Origin of the sequence: Bacillus sp. NTK034 (genome assembly GCF_017303275.1) — a bacterium.
In the GTDB taxonomy this organism is placed as follows: Bacteria; Bacillota; Bacilli; order Bacillales; family Cytobacillaceae; genus Cytobacillus.
In genome coordinates this window covers 368,347-382,891 of the sequence record NZ_JAFKOJ010000001.1, presented here as the reverse complement: position 1 = coordinate 382,891, position 14,545 = coordinate 368,347, and the positions used below count along the sequence as shown (strand labels likewise).

The window sequence follows — 14,545 nt, the reverse complement described above, 5'->3', positions numbered from 1 at the left end:
TTGAGGTTCTTTAGCTGTTAAAAAGAAGGACCTGAGCTTCATAGGGGCGCAGCTTAGTTGGTCTGCTAATTTGTATATCTTGATAATTCCCAATCAGCGCCTCAAATTTCTTTTCCTGGATGCATGCTGGGAGTTCTACTTCTGGGTTTCCTCCATAGAAGTTGCACAAGACCAGAAGAATCTGATTGCCCATTGTTCTTGTATAAGCGTACACTTCAGGATGATGATCAAGTATTAGATTATACCTGCCGTAAACAATAATTTCATGTTTCTTCCTAAGTTCAATAAGCTTTTTATAGTAATGAAAAACAGACTCAGGGTCTTTCATTGCCTTTTCCACATTAATGTCTTTATAGTTAGGGTTTACTTTTATCCATGGGGTTCCAGCTGTAAATCCCCCATGCTCTGATGAATCCCATTGCATCGGTGTCCGCGCGTTGTCACGCCCTTTTGCATAGATGCTTTCGAGGGCCTTTTCCTCTGTCCACCCATCGTTAAGAGATTCTTTATAAAAATTAAGTGTTTCTATATCTCTGTATTCTTCAATGCTTGAGAAACGGACATTCGTCATTCCAATTTCTTCTCCCTGATAAACATAAGGAGTTCCCTTCATCATATGAAGCAATGTTGCGAGCATCTTAGCCGACTTTTCCCGATACTCTCCGTCACTGCCGAATCTTGAAACAGAACGCGGCTGGTCATGATTATTAAAGTAAAGACTGTTCCAGCCATCTTCACCCAGCTCATTTTGCCATTTTGTCAGATTTGTTTTTAAGTCACACAGATCAAGCGGTTTAAGATCCCATTTGCCATTTGGCCCGTTATCCAGGCTAACATGTTCAAATTGGAAGACCATATTCAACTCATTGCGTGATTCCCCTGTATATTGCCTGGCCCATTCAGGAGTCACACCGGGCATTTCGCCAACAGTCATAACATTATACTTCGATAAGGCCTTTTCATTCATCTCCCGCAGGTATTCATGAATTCTTGGGCCGTTTCGATAATACTTGCTTCCAGATGCATATTTCTTCCCAGGCTTAGGTTCATCGTCAGGAAGTCCCTCCACTTTGGAGATGAAGTTGACGACATCCATTCTGAATCCATCAATTCCTTTTTCGAGCCACCAAGTCATCATGTCGTATATTTCATTTCTTAATTCCGGATTATCCCAATTTAAATCTGGCTGTTTCTTTGAAAACAGATGCAAATAATATTCTCCTGTATTATCATCAAGCTCCCAGGCGGATCCTCCGAAATTGCTTCCCCAGTTATTCGGCTCTTTTCCATTCCTTCCTTCGCGCCATATATAATAATCCCTGTATGGATTGTCTTTGGATTTCCTGGACTCTGCAAACCAGATATGTTCGTCTGAACTATGGTTTACCACCAGGTCCATAATGAGTTTAATCTCTCTCTTATGCATCTCTCCGAGAAGTACTTCCCAATCTTCCATTGTTCCAAACTCACTCATAATATCCAGATAATCACTGATATCATATCCATTATCATCATTTGGCGATTTATAAACCGGTGAAAGCCAAACCACATCAACCCCAAGCTCTTTCAAATAATCCAGCCTGGAGATGATTCCCTGCAAATCTCCAATTCCATCTTCATTGCTATCCATGAAGCTCCGAGGGTAAATTTGGTAAACTACACTTTCTTTCCACCATTGCTTCTTCATATGGTGACCTCCGATATTTACATTTTTGTGCAAGCCTTATAAAATGGCGATACCACGGAATTATAAAACCCCATGGCATCAACCTTTCTATTCTGCTTTTTTTAATTTCGAGAAAGCTAAAGTCAATACAAACGGTACAACAAGTGCAATACCCATTCCGATAAAGAAAGCACCCCAGTTTTCCGCAAAGATGGAGAAGAATGCCGGCAAGCCTCCTACACCTATTGACGGTGCCTTAACACCATTAATAGTGATGAAGATGCCTGCAATTGCTGACCCAATAATCGCTGCAAAGAACGGGTACTTAAAGCGAAGATTCACCCCAAACATAGCAGGTTCGGTGACTCCAAGCCATGCTGATACGGACGAAGTAAGCGCAAGCCCTTTCAGCTTTTCGTTCCCTTTGCTTAACAGCATCATGGCAAAAGCAGCGGAGCCCTGTGCAATATTAGACAGTGCAACCATCGGCCATAAAAACGTGCCGCCAATGCTGCCGATTAACTGCAGATCAACTGCAAGGAAAGTATGATGCATACCAGTGATAACGAGAGGGGCATATAATCCTCCGTAAATCAAGCCTCCAAGGGCTGGAACGGCATCAAAGATTCCGACAACTCCATTTGTAATCCAGCTGCCAATCGTGAATGTAATCGGTCCAATGGCAATAAAAGAAAGAAAACCAGTGATCAGTAAAGCGATCGGCGCAACAGTCAGAAGCTGAAAAGCATCAGGAATTCTTTTTCGCAGAAATACTTCTATCTTAGCCAATACGTATGAAGCAAATAATACAGGCAATACCTGCCCCTGGTAACCTACCTTTTCAATTTCAAGACCGAATAAATTCCACTTCGGAACTTCTTCAGCTGAACCATAGCCCCATGCATTTAAAAGTTCCGGGTGCACAAGCATCAAACCTAGCACAATACCAAGAAGAGGACTTCCTCCAAACCTGTTTACGGCACTCCAGCCAATCAAACCGGGAAGGAATACGAAAGCAGTATTGGCAATCAGGTTAATGATGCCCGCCAGATCGGCCCAGTTTGTATAAACTTCAACAAACGATTTACCATCGAAGAAAATATCCGGTGCGGTCATAATGTTATTGATTCCCATCAGCAAACCAGCTGTAACGATAGCCGGAAGGATTGGAATAAAAATATCTGCAAGTGTTTTAATTCCGCGCTGCAATGGATTTAAGTTTTCAGCAGCAGCACTTTTTGTTTCTTCTTTAGACGATTCGCCAATTCCTGTCGCATCTGTCATTTCTTTATACACTTTATCAACCAGGCCTTGTCCAATGACAACCTGGAATTGTCCATTTGTGGAAAATGAGCCTTTTACAATATCTATATTTTCGAGTTTTTCTTTATTGACTTTTCCTTCGTCTTTTAACGCAAAACGCAGTCGTGTAACACAATGAGTTGCCGCTGCAATATTATCCCTGCCCCCGATAGCTTCTACAATTTGCTCTGCTGACTCTTTATTTGTAGCCATTCTTCGCTCTCCTCCTGTTACCGTTTTCATATTAAAGAAAAAACAGTTATAAGGTTTTTGTTTATTGTTCTCGAACTTTACAAATATATCCAATTAACAGAACCTGACTTGTATATACATGAACTGTTTACGCTTTCATTCTATCTTGTATATACATGTTAGTCAACCAATTTTTCTTTTCTCTCTTTTATATACCCATTCAATCTCTCTGGATGTCAGAAAATAAAAAAACCGGCTTCGAGACTTAATTGTCTGCAAAGCCGGTTCTAAACCTATTGAATAATCTTATTTCCTTTTATCATCGTCATCATCTTTTGTGAGTTCACGGGTAGATTTCTTAAATTCTTTTAAGGTCTCCCCAAATGCTCTCCCTATTTCAGGAAGTTTTTTAGGACCAAAAATAATAAGAGCCAGAACCAGGATGAGAATTAAACCTGGAATACCGATGTTTGATAACATGCTGAACACTCCTTATATATCATATCGCATGGGCAGTAGCAATCATGTTCATTGTCCATTATAGTAGATTGACTTAAAAAATCATAGCATGGCAGCTATTTTTATGAATTCACGTTTTTTCACTATTAAAGACTCTATCAAGATCTTCTAATACTTCACCAATTTTGCGGTTATGGATCACTTCATCAGCATAAATATCGAAGTCCGTAGGTTCCAAATTAATTATCACCAGTTTTGCCCCGTTTTGTTTGGCAATCAGCGGAAACTGATTTGCAGGTGTTACATTCAAGGATGATCCCAGAACAATAAAAAGTTCTGCCTTTTCTGTTTCATCCTCTGCGAAATCTAAAGCCTCCTCAGGAAGCATTTCCCCAAACAGAACTACTGAAGGACGGAGCACACCACCGCAATTACATTGGAATTGTCCATGCAAATACCCCTCGCTCGGGAACTCTTTTTTACACTTCTGGCAATGGAGTGTCTGCAAATTCCCATGGAGCTCTGATACTTTTTTACTTCCCGCCAGTCCATGAAATCCATCCACATTCTGGGTGATAATGCGCTTAATAATATCTCTCTTTTCCCAATCTGCTAGAATATAGTGCCCTTTATGGGGATTGCACTCCTTAAGCCCGATTACCCTGTGCCGATAAAATTCAATAAACTCGTTCACATTTTCATTTAATGCTTCTGTACTGGCTATTTTTCCAGGATCTTTCCCATTCCATAAACCATTATTGGCAGACCTGAAATCAGGAAGTCCGCTTTCCGTCGACATTCCTGCTCCAGTTAATATTACTGTATAATTTGATTCCTGAAGCCATTTCTCAAGCATAGATATCAGCCCCCAATAAGGTTTTGTCACAGGTTAAATTTGATTTCCATTTATTTCTCCCGGTGAAATGTTTATGTCATGTCAGGTATGCGGTAAATACTAGATTATAACTGTTTATGCGAATTATCAAATATAGGAGTGATAGCTATGCCTGAAATAGAAACGAAAGATTATAAGGACGGCTATAAAAAATTTTCTGCCAGGGCCAAACGTTATGCGGAAGACCCTGAAAAAACAAAAGTACTGCTAAGAAAGGCTACACTTAAAGCAGATAAAAATAAATCTTCATTAAGTGATATATGGGAAAAGTTTCAGCTTCTGATCGATTTGGTTAAGGCATGGTCTAAAGGCGATTACCGGCATATTTCAAGAAAATCGGTTATCTTTATTATTGCTTCCGTCCTATACTTTGTTTCCCCTATAGACCTTGTTCCTGACTTTTTAATAGGAATGGGAATTTTAGATGATGCAGCAGTACTTGGTTTTGCCGTTAGCCAAATTACAGGTGAACTTGAAAAATTCAAAATCTGGAAAGAAAGCAGGACGATAGAGATGAAATAATTATTTTCTGTCCATTTTGATATTATTTGCTATAATAATGATGGAAAGTATTTATGCTGTCAAAATTAAATAGCAGGAAATGTAGGGGAACCGGTATGCCGGTTGAGACTTCATCATTAAGATGCTGACCCTTTGAACCTGATCTGGCTCATACCAGCGTAGGGAACATATTCTTAAACATACTAAATGTTTTTATATGCGCCCTGGTTTATACCGGGGCGTTTTTATTTTTCAGGGCAGACTATCATTAACTTTCCTTATTACATAAAGGTTTTAGGAGGATTATTTATGAAAAAGTGGATTGCGGCTATCTGTTCACTTCTGTTTCTTTCAGGCTGTGCCGGCAATGGAGCGGATAATCAGACTGGAAGCAAAGATGCAGACAGCAAACAAGATTTGAAAAAAGTTACTGTTGTATTGGATTGGACACCCAATACCAATCATACCGGCTTATATGCCGCAAAGGACAAAGGATATTTTAAAGAAGAAGGGCTCGATGTCGAAATTATAATGCCAGGTGAAGCAGGTGCAGATCAATTGACTGCATCAGGCAAGGCTGATTTCGGTGTCAGCTATCAGGAAAGCATCACGGAAGCCCGTGTACAGGGAGTTCCCCTTGTATCGATAGCAGCTGTAATACAGCATAATACTTCCGGTTTTGCATCCCCTGCTGAAAAAAACATTAAATCGCCGAAAGACTTTGAAGGAAAAACTTATGGCGGCTGGGGAGCTCCTGTAGAAAAATCTGTAATAGATTCCCTAATGAAGAAGGAAAACGCCAATGTTGATAATGTCTCAATTGTTAACATGGGAGATGCTGACTTTTTCACAGCTGTTAAAAGAGATATAGACTTCGCATGGATTTATTACGGATGGACAGGTGTAGAAGCAGAACTTCGGGGGGAAAAGATTAATATGGTCTACCTTACCGACTACTCAGAAAAACTGGATTACTACACGCCCGTTCTCGCAACCAGCGAAAAAATGATTGCAGATGACCCGGATACTGTCAAAGCATTTGTAAAAGCAGCATCCAGAGGTTATGAATTTGCAATCGATCAGCCTGGCGAAGCAGCAGATATTTTGTTAAAAAATGCTCCGGACCTTGACAGCGAATTGGTCAAAAAGAGCCAGGAATGGCTATCCCCCCGCTATCAGGATGATGCTCCAAGATGGGGTGAACAAAAGCTTGCAGTCTGGGAAAACTATGCAGACTGGATGCATGATAATGGTCTATTAGATAAAGAATTAGATGCCGGCAAAGCATTTACAAATGACTTCCTGCCGGAATAAGGAGAGTTCAAATATGGCAAACGCACTTGTAAGCATTCAGATCATACCGAAAACAAAAGATGGGGAAAATGTTATACCTTACGTTGATGAAGCAATTAATGTTATTCAGCAATCTGGTGTTAAGCACGAGGTGCATCCCCTAGAAACCACGATGGAAGGCGATTTAGACCATTTATTAAAAATCATAGCCGATATGAACAGAAAAATGATTGAAAAAGGAAGCAGCAATGTAATTTCACAGGTTAAGGTTCTATATCAGCCGGACGGTATTGAAATGAGTGATTTAACGGAGAAATACCGTTCATGATAAATGTATTCAGAAAAGGATGGAGGCCGGCTGCGGTTCTCCTTCTTTTATTCATTCTTTGGGAATTGGCAGTAAATCTGGCAGAAGTTCCTGCATGGCTCCTGCCTCCGCCGACAGATATCGTTCATGAAGCGATTTCGGGCTGGGAAGGCTTCCGCCTTCATCTTCAATCGACAGTCATGCTTTCCCTATTGGGATTTCTCATTGGCGCCGTCATAGGATTACTCACAGCTGTTATTCTGCACTTATTGCCTTTTATAAGGGAGTCGGTTTACCCTCTCCTCATACTTTCACAGAATGTGCCTATAATTGTACTGGCTCCTTTGCTGGTTGTATGGTTTGGTTTCGGGATACTTCCAAAGCTGATTGTCATCACGCTGGTTTGTTTCTTCCCCATTACAGTTGCTGCATTGGACGGCTTTCGCCAAACCCCCGGAGAACTTAGGCATTATATGCTGATGGCAGGTGCCAGCAAAGGTCAGCTTTTTTGGAAGCTGGAGCTTCCCTATTCCCTTCCTTCTTTATTTTCAGGGCTAAAAATCTCCGCAACCTATAGTGTGATGGGTGCTGTAATATCCGAATGGCTCGGAGCTAAAGCAGGAATAGGTGTTTATATGACTTTAGCCTCTTCTTCATTTAGGACGGACCGTGTTTTTGTTGCCATTTTTACCATTATGCTGTTAAGCTTGCTGTTTTTTGGAGGAATATTACTGGCTGAACGTTTGCTGATTAAATGGAAGTCACGGGAGAGTGCCAGGAAATGATACAATTATCAGTTAATCATTTAACCAAAAGTTTTGATTCAAATCAGGTTTTAGACAATTTAAGTTTTCATATAAATGAAGGGGAATTTGTTTCGATTTTAGGCCCTTCAGGGAGCGGCAAGAGTACCCTTTTCAACCTCATTGGCGGGATGCTCCTGCCTGACGAAGGGTCCATAACGCTTGGGAATGTGAAGATCAACGGCAAACGCGGTTCAATAAGCTATATGCCCCAGACACCTTCCCTGATGCCATGGAGAACCATTCTTCAAAACGTTCTGCTTGGCCAGGAGCTAATGGGTAAATCCGATTCGGAAACGGCAAAAAAGATGCTTCAAAAAGCTGGTCTCGGTGACTATGAAAATGCATATCCTCATGAATTATCAGGGGGGATGAAGCAAAGGGCTGCCTTTATCCGGGCATTATTAAGCCCGCAGCCAATCATTTTGCTGGATGAACCTTTTTCAGCTTTAGATGAACTTACCCGCCATGATATGCAAAAATGGCTTCTTGATATTTGGAATGAGCATAAACCCACAATTCTGTTCGTAACTCACAATATTGAAGAAGCCATTTACCTTTCTGACCGAATTTTAGTACTTAGCAGCAAGCCTGCTAAAGTAATAAATGAATATAAAGTACCCTTTAACAGGCCAAGAATGGAGGAACTTTTTCTCAATGAGAATTTCCTTGCCTGCAAAAGAAGCATCCATCATGCGCTGAAAAATCATTAGGAGGCAACAGCATGGATAAGTATATTGATGCCCATATTCATCTTGATAAGTACAGCAATATTGATTTAGAGAAAATGTTTCATGAGCTGCCGTTTCAGCTTTCACTTGTAACAGTTTCAAGCGATTTAGCATCCTGCAAAAGAAATCTTGCTCTTGCAGAAATTTATCCCTTTGTTAAACCTGCCTTTGGTTTTCACCCTGAACAGGTTCTCCCCAGTGATCATGATATTTCAGAGCTTTTCAGCTGGATAAAGGTTCACAGAGAGCAGATGGCTGCTGTTGGCGAGGTTGGCCTCCCATACTATTTAAGGTCTGATGGAAGCAAGCATCATGGCGGATATATTGAACTTCTCGAAGAATTCATTAAGCTCGCTAAAAGGTGGGATAAGCCCATTGCCCTCCATGCAATTTATGATGATGCACCGATTGTGTGCAATTTATTGGAAAAGCATTCGATTAAAAAAGCTCATTTTCACTGGTTTAAAGGTAACACCGCAGCCGTAAGCAGGCTGATTGCCAATGGCTATTACATCTCCTTTACTCCAGATATCGTGTACGAAAAAGAAATACAGGACCTTGTACGGGCTTACCCGCTGGATAAATTGATGGCAGAAACAGATGGTCCATGGAAATTCGAAGGCCCTTTTAAAAACAAGCCTACCCATCCAGCAATGATGGCCCGTTCCATCAAATCCCTTGCTGAACTAAAAGAAATAGGTTTCAGCAAAGCTCTTAAGAAGCTATATGAAAATACAAAAAGCTTCTATAATATTGACTGATCAAACAGCCTTGCGGCCTTTTACCATAAGGCTGTTTTTTATTCATATTAGATAAAATATACTAGATAAATATAATCATTTCGCACCATTCCTAATTTTGGAAATTTAGGTTAATCTTATATAGGACAATACTTTTAGGAGGTATGTGATGAAAAGATATATTTTCTTGTTATTGACTATTTTACTAGTCTTTTCAGGCAATGTTTCTGCAGAGCCCAAAAGCCGTTCTGCTGATTTGACTGAGAAAGATTTCATGAAAGCCGTGTTGAAGGCTGATGAGTTTAAGGAATTTAAATCCTCCATTTTAAAAGATGCAGCCGCCAAGCCAAAAGCTCTTATTGATGAAAAAGGAAAACAATATGGCTGGACAGTTCAATATGAAATTGAATACAAAGAAAAAAATGTTTTCTTAGATAAAAAAGCCCTTGTAAATTTCTCGTCACTTCTATCATTTTCATATGAGTCCGACAGAAAAGGATTAAAAGTCCGGCTTGTTGATTACAGCAGGCTTATAGAGGACCAGGCTTTTTATGTAAAAGACCTTAAAACGGATGCAGAGACCAAAATAGATATCTCGAAAGACAGTACCTTTACTGATTATTTGCTCGAGGTTGAAAAGAAAAAAACACAGCTGATTGAAGGAACAGTGAAAAGCAATGCTGACTCCTCCGATAAAATCACAGCAGCAGCAGAGTTATGCTACTACTGTACAAAATACGAATGGCGTGGCGGATACCCTTGTTCATCCGCAAATACTGAGCCTGAAGTTTCAGTTTCTTCCCAGCTAAAAGAAAGTGGACTTAATCCAGATACGGTAATCATTGACTGTTATGTACCCCGCCATAAAGTATGTGTGAGCGGGGAATGGAGAACATATTGTCCTATTCAATAATAAAAGCGGAAGGCTTTTGCTAATCGGGTACAATCATAACCCGGTTTCGCCTGGAGCAGGACAGTAACAAAACCGGCTAAGCAGGTGCTTAGCCGGTTTTGTTATCCCTTCGAGCCTGATGTGATGTTTGAACCTTCTATAAAGTGCTTCTGGAAGAAGAAGAATAGCAGTACAACAGGCAGGAGAACTATGACTGACATGGCCATCAGGTAATGCCACTGTGTCTGTACTGTTCCCTTGAAGGTCTGAAGCCCGATTTGCAGTGTGTACAGACTTTCATCATTTATATATAATAATGGTCCAAGCAGGTCATTCCATGCCCCATTAAATGAAAAAATGGCTACTGTAATAAGCGCTGGCTTTGTCAGCGGCAGCATGATATGCCACCAGATCTGCAGATGATTCGCACCATCAAGTACTGCTGCCTCTATCAGTTCATTAGGAATGGTCATCATAAACTGACGCAAAAGGAAGATAAAAAAGGCACTCCCCAAAAAAGCTGGAACAATCAGCGGCAGGTACGTATTTACCCAGCCAAGCTTTGAAAATAAGATGTACTGGGGTACCATCGTAACAAACCCTGGAATCAGCATGGTTGATAACACGACTATAAACAAAGCATTTCTTCCTTTAAAACGGATTTTCGCAAATGCATAAGCAACGAGCGAGTTGACAAGAACACTTCCAGCCATTCCGCAAAAGGCAATAAAAAACGTATTCATTGCCCAGCGTGTAAACGGCGCTGTTTTCCAGGCTTCAACATAATTGGAAAAATGGAATTCTTTTGGCACAAAGGTAGGCGGATATTGGGCAATCTCAGCAGGAGATTTCAATGATGTCGAAATCATCCACCACAGCGGAGATAATACCAGTACACTTCCTGCTAATAAAACGATAAAAATAATCGTCTGCTTTAATTTTTCTTTGAATTTTTTCGTCTCATAAAACTTCGTTGCAGCGGCAGTCCTCATTTATTATCTCCCCCCTCATAATGAACCCATTTTTTGCCGAGTTTCATATTAATGATTGTCAGTACCATTACGACAATGAACAGCAGCCAGGCCATTGCAGATGCATAGCCCATGTCAAACACTTCAAACGCATTATTCCACATATGCAGATTATAGAATAGGAGTGAGTTTCCTGGTCCTCCGCTTCCGTTTTCTGTCATGACATATGCTTCTTGAAAGATCTGGAAGGCACCTATGGTACTGGTCAGCACATCGAAGAAAATGATTGGTGAAATCATTGGCAGGGTGATATAAAAGAATTTCTGCATAACACCTGCCCCATCCAGATCCGCTGCTTCATACAGGGAAGCTGAAACTCCCTGCAGACTTGCAAGGTAAAGCAGCATCCCTCCGCCGACACTCCACATTTTCATCAATAGCAAAGCTGGTTTCGTCCATTCGGGGTCAAACAGCCAGGCTGGCCCTTCAATCCCAAGCCATGCTAAGAACGTATTAACCAGCCCTGTTGAAGGACTTAGAAGCTGCATCCACAAAAAGTAAACCGCAACACCTGAAAGGATAGCTGGCAGATAATAAAGTGTGCGGAAAAATTTCATGCCTCTTACTTTCTGATTTAAAAGAACCGACAGAAAAATCGCCCCTGCAGTAGTCAGCGGGACAGAGAATAAAACGTAATAAAGTGTGTTCCATAAAGACGTTTTAAAAAGATCATCGATTGTAAACATGCGTTTAAAATTATCAAGGCCGATAAAATTCATTCTTGAGGTAATATTATAATCTGTAAAACTTGCAAATAAGGAAAATAAAAGAGGACCAAGTGTCAGTCCCAGAAATCCGATTATCCACGGGCTGATAAATAGATAGCCAAAGATATTTTCTCTTGTTTGGCGGGACATCCGTCTGCGTGAAGTCTTTACTTTCTTGCCCGCAAGATCCGCTCCCCGGCGCACAAATGTTGTATCATATGATTTCAACCCATACACCTTCTTTTATTTATTTTTAAAGAGAGAAGGAGGAATCCTTCTCTCTTTGATCTATTTTCTCTTTAGTTTTTCAACATCTTTCTCTGCTTTTGCCAGCGCTTTTTCCGGCTTCGTTTTCCCCAGCAGCGCATTGTCTATATGCGGATTGATGCGGCTCTGGTAATCTGGATACTTTACAGGAACCGGAAACAATTGCGTTTGATCAAGGTTTGCCACTGAAGCTTCATATACGTACTTATCATCGCCCTTTAACTCATTAACCACTGCTTCTGCAGCTTCTTTGTTTGCGACATTATCATAGTTTTTCATAGCCCAGTATTTTTGTGCTTCCGGGCCAGTTAAATACTTGATAAATTTCATAGCTTCCTCAGGATGTTTGGCTCCTTTCGGTATTTCAGCTACGAAACCGCCGCCATCGCTCCAATTCCCAGAACCTTTTTCAAATGCAGGAATTGGGGCTACTCCAAAGTTCATATCCTCTCCGTAGTCACGAATCTGTGTGTAAAACGTGCCGACATCAACCCACATTGCCACTTTTCCTGCAATGAATGGATTTGATTGTTCACTTCCAAATTCAGCTTCAAAGGATTGAACTGTCTTCTCACCAAGACGCTCTTTCCATCCCAGCAGCCATTGAAGAGCTTCCTGCTTTTTAGGTGTATTGATATAAAGTTCTCCATCTTGAATGAATCCTTTTCCGCCGTCAGCGATTGTCATCCAGCTGGCAGCACCAATGCTGCCCCATAGCGGATAAAAGCCAACTCTCTCATAGCGGTCTCCATCCTTAATATCAAGCTTTTCGGCGTACTCCTCCAGTTCCGCCCATGTCGCTGGCGGCTTTTCCGGATCAAGTCCAGCTTCTTTAAAAGCATCTTTATTGTAAAATAGCAATCTTGTATCTGTATTGAATGGAACTGCATAAGGTTTATCCCCATACATTACCGTTTCCCATAAATGAGGATAAAATTGAGTTTTGAAGGATTCATCAATATACTTGCTCAGATCTTCGGATTGGGCGTTTTCAGCTCGCTGGGCGACTGAATTAATATCGTTTATAATAACATCAGCCGGGTTTCCCGCTGCAACGGATGCCAGGTTCTTTGTCCAAATATCTCCCCAGGGCAAATATGTATGCTTTACAAAAACCTCATCCTGTGAATTGTTAAAATCCTCTATGATTTTTTCTATGATCGGACGCCTCGTTTCCGAACCCCAGAAGCTCCAAAAATCAACAATTACTTTTCCATCCTTCGTTTTTACTGCCTGAACACTTTCCTCACCCGAACATCCTGTCAAAATGCCAATTAGCAGGATGACGGAAATGATAAAGATTATTCCCTTTTTCATGATGCTCCCCCTAAATAATATTTAATCTTCAGCTTTAAGCATGTGCCTAACCCCTGCGCAAAGGAAAAATACCGGCCAGCAATTAAATTACTTATCAACTAAGATAGTACTACCCTGTTATTTAGGGATAAAACATTATTTTGAAAAAATTCTCGGTATATGTAAATTTTCATGCCTTTTTACCTAATAAAAAAACCCCTAAAAAGGAGTCTGAATTAAGGAGTTTTTTGAATGCTTTTCGCAATGGCTTCCAAATACTCAATAAATATGGCATCTTCTTCAGAAGGAACTGCATACATGATCTCACTGTCCATTGACTTGAAATATACCTCACCATGCTCATTCCAGACTTTCACCTTTACAGGGTCTTTGCCTTTAATAATAAATTGGATATCGTATAATGGTTTGGAGTCAATGACGGCCTCAGCAGGTTTTGCCGAATTTATGGCATTTCTTGCGGCGTTTTCCCACTTTTCATCTTTTACAGTTGCAGTCTCAGCAGAATACGTTCCTTCAGCAGAGAACGTATTCTCCGTTTCTGATAGAGCAATAGCTGTTTGACTGATAAAACTATTCCCAAGCATTTTTGCACTGCCGCTTCCTCTTGTCATTGAATCCTCAGGAAAAATAATAAAAGCGAACATGATACAAGCAGCAATTACAGCGGCAGCAGATAAAAATCGCGGATAAATATTTTTCTTTCTTTTTGGCCTATCCTCTATTCCACTCCATATTTTTTGCAGGCTATCCTGCTTTTGCTTTTGCGATCGCGGAATACGGTCTAATTCACGAAAAGAATTATCGAATCCGAATGAGTTCTTCATGGATTTCCCCCCTTTTCTGCAATTCTTTTTTTAGTGCTGCGAGTGCCCTGGAAGTGGTGATTTTTACTTTATTTTCATTCCAATTCAAGATTTCGGCCGTTTCCTTGATGGAAAACTCCTTTATTTTTCTCAAAATCAGCACTTCTTGATAGCTTAATTTCAAATGGCGGATTGCTTCATATAAGAGTGTAACTTTTTCACCCTTTATCATAATCTCTGTTGGAGTATCTTCATCTGATTCGAGCTGGAATTTTTCAATTGAGAAAAATTTGAATCTGTTTTTTTTCCGCAAATAATCAATGGCAACATTTCTTGATATACGGACCAGCCACGTAAAGATCTGGGACTCCCCATTAAATTGACTCATATATTTATAAGCTTTTATAAAGGTGTCTTGTGTCAGATCTTCGGCAACTTCCTTATCATTCACGAGAAGAAATATGTATCCATAAATTCGATCGCTGTATTCGCTGTATATATCTTCAAATGCTTCTGCCGATATTCTCTCCATTGTGGCGCCCCCTCGCGTATTATTAGACGAATGGAAAATAGAAAAGAAACACCTTTCTAATATTTATGTAAAATGTTCAATTCAACTTTCAGGTAAACCAATCTCCA

The 14,545-nt window shown here is 40.5% G+C and carries 16 protein-coding genes and 1 riboswitch; of the genes, 7 read left to right on the top strand and 9 right to left on the bottom strand.

Going from position 1 to position 14,545, the window contains the following annotated elements; translation table 11 throughout:
* Positions 1-10: 10 nt before the first annotated feature.
* The 4 genes from JI665_RS01995 to JI665_RS01980 form a co-directional block, all read right to left on the bottom strand.
* Entirely contained in the window at positions 11-1,687 is a 1,677-nt protein-coding gene (locus tag JI665_RS01995) for a glycoside hydrolase family 13 protein (protein ID WP_206835605.1), read from the bottom strand.
* 87 nt (positions 1,688-1,774) lie between these two features.
* Positions 1,775-3,181, bottom strand: coding sequence for a PTS system trehalose-specific EIIBC component (gene treP, locus JI665_RS01990; protein WP_206835602.1), 1,407 nt, complete (start codon positions 3,179-3,181; stop codon positions 1,775-1,777).
* A 285-nt stretch (positions 3,182-3,466) separates the two neighbouring features.
* A complete protein-coding gene (gene tatA / locus JI665_RS01985) occupies positions 3,467-3,640 on the bottom strand; it encodes a twin-arginine translocase TatA/TatE family subunit (protein WP_113883262.1) in 174 nt (57 codons plus the stop codon).
* A 109-nt stretch (positions 3,641-3,749) separates the two neighbouring features.
* Entirely contained in the window at positions 3,750-4,475 is a 726-nt protein-coding gene (locus JI665_RS01980) for an NAD-dependent deacylase (protein ID WP_206835597.1), read from the bottom strand.
* A gap of 147 nt (positions 4,476-4,622) precedes the next feature.
* Here JI665_RS01980 and JI665_RS01975 point away from each other — a divergent pair, with 147 nt between their 5' ends.
* The 7 genes from JI665_RS01975 (at position 4,623) to JI665_RS01945 (ending at position 9,802) form a co-directional block, all read left to right on the top strand.
* Entirely contained in the window at positions 4,623-5,036 is a 414-nt protein-coding gene (locus tag JI665_RS01975; protein ID WP_206835595.1) for a YkvA family protein, read from the top strand.
* Between the two features lie 73 nt (positions 5,037-5,109).
* A riboswitch (TPP riboswitch) is annotated at positions 5,110-5,218 on the top strand.
* Positions 5,219-5,324: 106 nt separating this feature from the next.
* Complete coding sequence (locus JI665_RS01970) at positions 5,325-6,329, top strand: ABC transporter substrate-binding protein (RefSeq protein WP_206835592.1); 1,005 nt, start codon at positions 5,325-5,327, stop codon at positions 6,327-6,329.
* 13 nt (positions 6,330-6,342) lie between these two features.
* Positions 6,343-6,636 carry a thiamine-binding protein gene (locus tag JI665_RS01965; protein WP_206835589.1) on the top strand — a complete coding sequence of 98 codons (294 nt, stop codon included), beginning with the start codon at positions 6,343-6,345 and terminating at the stop codon, positions 6,634-6,636.
* Complete coding sequence (locus JI665_RS01960; protein WP_206835587.1) at positions 6,633-7,400, top strand: ABC transporter permease; 768 nt, start codon at positions 6,633-6,635, stop codon at positions 7,398-7,400. Before JI665_RS01965 ends, JI665_RS01960 begins: the two co-directional genes overlap by 4 nt.
* Positions 7,397-8,131 (top strand): ABC transporter ATP-binding protein, encoded by a 735-nt coding sequence (locus tag JI665_RS01955; RefSeq protein ID WP_206835585.1) that lies wholly within the window; start codon positions 7,397-7,399, stop codon positions 8,129-8,131. Before JI665_RS01960 ends, JI665_RS01955 begins: the two co-directional genes overlap by 4 nt.
* A gap of 11 nt (positions 8,132-8,142) precedes the next feature.
* Positions 8,143-8,910, top strand: a complete 768-nt coding sequence (locus JI665_RS01950) for a TatD family hydrolase (protein WP_206835583.1) — start codon at positions 8,143-8,145, stop codon at positions 8,908-8,910.
* Positions 8,911-9,058: 148 nt separating this feature from the next.
* Positions 9,059-9,802, top strand: coding sequence for a hypothetical protein (locus tag JI665_RS01945; protein ID WP_206835581.1), 744 nt, complete (start codon positions 9,059-9,061; stop codon positions 9,800-9,802).
* A 101-nt stretch (positions 9,803-9,903) separates the two neighbouring features.
* Here JI665_RS01945 and JI665_RS01940 read toward each other — a convergent pair whose 3' ends face one another.
* The 5 genes from JI665_RS01940 to JI665_RS01920 all read right to left on the bottom strand — a co-directional run bounded on the left by JI665_RS01940 (position 9,904) and on the right by JI665_RS01920 (position 14,438).
* Positions 9,904-10,773 (bottom strand): carbohydrate ABC transporter permease, encoded by an 870-nt coding sequence (locus tag JI665_RS01940; RefSeq protein WP_206835579.1) that lies wholly within the window; start codon positions 10,771-10,773, stop codon positions 9,904-9,906.
* Complete coding sequence (locus JI665_RS01935) at positions 10,770-11,747, bottom strand: carbohydrate ABC transporter permease (RefSeq protein ID WP_280516053.1); 978 nt, start codon at positions 11,745-11,747, stop codon at positions 10,770-10,772. The genes JI665_RS01940 and JI665_RS01935 overlap by 4 nt, the downstream gene beginning before the upstream one ends.
* A gap of 60 nt (positions 11,748-11,807) precedes the next feature.
* The gene (locus tag JI665_RS01930) at positions 11,808-13,103 is read right to left on the bottom strand and encodes an ABC transporter substrate-binding protein (protein ID WP_206835577.1); all 1,296 of its coding nucleotides are present in this window, start codon (positions 13,101-13,103) and stop codon (positions 11,808-11,810) included.
* Between the two features lie 215 nt (positions 13,104-13,318).
* On the bottom strand, positions 13,319-13,927 hold the full coding sequence (locus JI665_RS01925) for a hypothetical protein (RefSeq protein ID WP_206835574.1): 609 nt from the start codon (positions 13,925-13,927) through the stop codon (positions 13,319-13,321).
* Positions 13,902-14,438 carry an RNA polymerase sigma factor gene (locus JI665_RS01920; protein WP_206835572.1) on the bottom strand — a complete coding sequence of 179 codons (537 nt, stop codon included), beginning with the start codon at positions 14,436-14,438 and terminating at the stop codon, positions 13,902-13,904. Before JI665_RS01920 ends, JI665_RS01925 begins: the two co-directional genes overlap by 26 nt.
* Positions 14,439-14,545: the final 107 nt, after the last annotated feature.

What these genes read in the sequence shown, in the direction of transcription:
- JI665_RS01970 (WP_206835592.1), top strand. Translation starts at nt 5,325, where the DNA reads ATGAAAAAGTGGATTGCGGCTATCTGTTCACTTCTGTTTCTTTCAGGC.
- JI665_RS01955 (WP_206835585.1), top strand. Translation starts at nt 7,397, where the DNA reads ATGATACAATTATCAGTTAATCATTTAACCAAAAGTTTTGATTCAAAT.
- JI665_RS01965 (WP_206835589.1), top strand. Translation starts at nt 6,343, where the DNA reads ATGGCAAACGCACTTGTAAGCATTCAGATCATACCGAAAACAAAAGAT.
- treP (WP_206835602.1), bottom strand. Translation starts at nt 3,181, where the DNA reads ATGGCTACAAATAAAGAGTCAGCAGAGCAAATTGTAGAAGCTATCGGG.
- JI665_RS01920 (WP_206835572.1), bottom strand. Translation starts at nt 14,438, where the DNA reads ATGGAGAGAATATCGGCAGAAGCATTTGAAGATATATACAGCGAATAC.
- JI665_RS01945 (WP_206835581.1), top strand. Translation starts at nt 9,059, where the DNA reads ATGAAAAGATATATTTTCTTGTTATTGACTATTTTACTAGTCTTTTCA.
- tatA (WP_113883262.1), bottom strand. Translation starts at nt 3,640, where the DNA reads ATGTTATCAAACATCGGTATTCCAGGTTTAATTCTCATCCTGGTTCTG.
- JI665_RS01980 (WP_206835597.1), bottom strand. Translation starts at nt 4,475, where the DNA reads ATGCTTGAGAAATGGCTTCAGGAATCAAATTATACAGTAATATTAACT.
- JI665_RS01960 (WP_206835587.1), top strand. Translation starts at nt 6,633, where the DNA reads ATGATAAATGTATTCAGAAAAGGATGGAGGCCGGCTGCGGTTCTCCTT.
- JI665_RS01930 (WP_206835577.1), bottom strand. Translation starts at nt 13,103, where the DNA reads ATGAAAAAGGGAATAATCTTTATCATTTCCGTCATCCTGCTAATTGGC.
- JI665_RS01995 (WP_206835605.1), bottom strand. Translation starts at nt 1,687, where the DNA reads ATGAAGAAGCAATGGTGGAAAGAAAGTGTAGTTTACCAAATTTACCCT.
- JI665_RS01925 (WP_206835574.1), bottom strand. Translation starts at nt 13,927, where the DNA reads ATGAAGAACTCATTCGGATTCGATAATTCTTTTCGTGAATTAGACCGT.
- JI665_RS01975 (WP_206835595.1), top strand. Translation starts at nt 4,623, where the DNA reads ATGCCTGAAATAGAAACGAAAGATTATAAGGACGGCTATAAAAAATTT.
- JI665_RS01950 (WP_206835583.1), top strand. Translation starts at nt 8,143, where the DNA reads ATGGATAAGTATATTGATGCCCATATTCATCTTGATAAGTACAGCAAT.
- JI665_RS01940 (WP_206835579.1), bottom strand. Translation starts at nt 10,773, where the DNA reads ATGAGGACTGCCGCTGCAACGAAGTTTTATGAGACGAAAAAATTCAAA.